Annotated in this window: 1 protein-coding gene; it reads left to right on the forward strand. The window is 51.5% G+C overall.

Going from position 1 to position 1,241, the window contains the following annotated elements:
- The first annotated feature begins 452 nt into the window (after nt 1–452).
- Nucleotides 453–1,223 carry a phospholipase D-like domain-containing protein gene (locus DQ230_RS17195; RefSeq protein WP_162497503.1) on the forward strand — a complete coding sequence of 257 codons (771 nt, stop codon included), beginning with the start codon at nt 453–455 and terminating at the stop codon, nt 1,221–1,223.
- The last annotated feature ends 18 nt before the right edge of the window (nt 1,224–1,241 follow it).

A 1,241-nucleotide genomic window follows, 5' to 3' on the forward strand; every position in this document is an offset into this window, starting at 1 on the left:
ACCCAGTAAGACCTTGTATTCTCCTGCACATTCATCCTCCAATGCTGTAATCCCATCCCCAAATAAGATAAGGCCCGCCCAGAATGGCAGTTATAGACAACCCCCGGGATTCCCGCCCCATCGACGTACATCGCTGGTCAGAGCACCCTGAGGTGAAAGCTTTGGTTGAGGGGATATGGGATGGAGGGTATTTGCCAGATGAGATTACTGGGAAGTTGGCGGGGGGTAAGAAGGCGAAGACAGGGCCAAAGCCTAAGACATCTCCGGCCCTAAGCTGCCGTTGGCGCGAAACACGTCTAACGACCGCTCCCAGCCCAAGGCGGACATGGCGATCCTATACATCCTGCGGCGTATCCGTGTACTACACCGATGACGAAGGGCAACTTCGCGAAAATGGAGTTCCGAGCTTCGCATTCTCTAAAAGCGTCGTTTCTATCCGTGGGAGCACTGACATGAATGATAACTTAGAACGCCTACAGAAGCGGCTCATGGGTGATGGCCCTGCCGAGAAGCAAGTATTGCTGCTGAAGCTTATACATGAGTTTGAGACTGCGCCAGATTTCGGTAAACAATATCTGGCTGACGCTAATTCTGAACCTCAACGATGGATTGCACGAATAGGTGCACTTCTTGCACGCACCGGTATCGAGCACAAAATCGCTTTCCAGACCGCTCGACATACATTGGTCCAGTATTGGTCGGTGGCCAGAGAACCGCTTCGCCAAAAGCTTCTTGCTGCAGCCGAAGAGATTAAGTTGGAGTTAGAGCTTGATGGCCATGAAGACATAGGGCAAGTGTATGGTCCGCAACGGCAGTATGACTTTCTTCGTGATCTCAAAGAAATCATCCTTGGTGCGCAGAAAGAAGTTTTTGTTATTGACCCATACTTTGATGGTCAAGCTTTCGAGACTTATCTCGGGCCTCTGGGTAACAGTTGTTCAATCAGAGTTCTTTGCAGCAGATATTCGAGCGAAGTTGCCAGCCACGTCGCGGCGTTTGGGGCCCAATACGGGCTTTGTCCGGAGCTTAGAAAAAGTAGTAATTTACATGATCGACTAGTGATTATCGATGGCTCGGATTGTTGGATTGTGGGTGGTTCAATTAAGGACGCAGGCTGCGCATTTCGCGGAAGTTGGGCAGTGATTTCGCGTGATCTCGGGCACGCATTTCACGGCATCGCGGGCAGCCATTTCATGCCCTCGGGCAGGCTGGCCAACAGGTGATATAGAGTCAGGGCGCGA

This window comes from Roseovarius dicentrarchi (assembly GCF_003316635.1).
GTDB classification, from domain to species: Bacteria; Pseudomonadota; Alphaproteobacteria; order Rhodobacterales; family Rhodobacteraceae; genus Roseovarius; species Roseovarius dicentrarchi.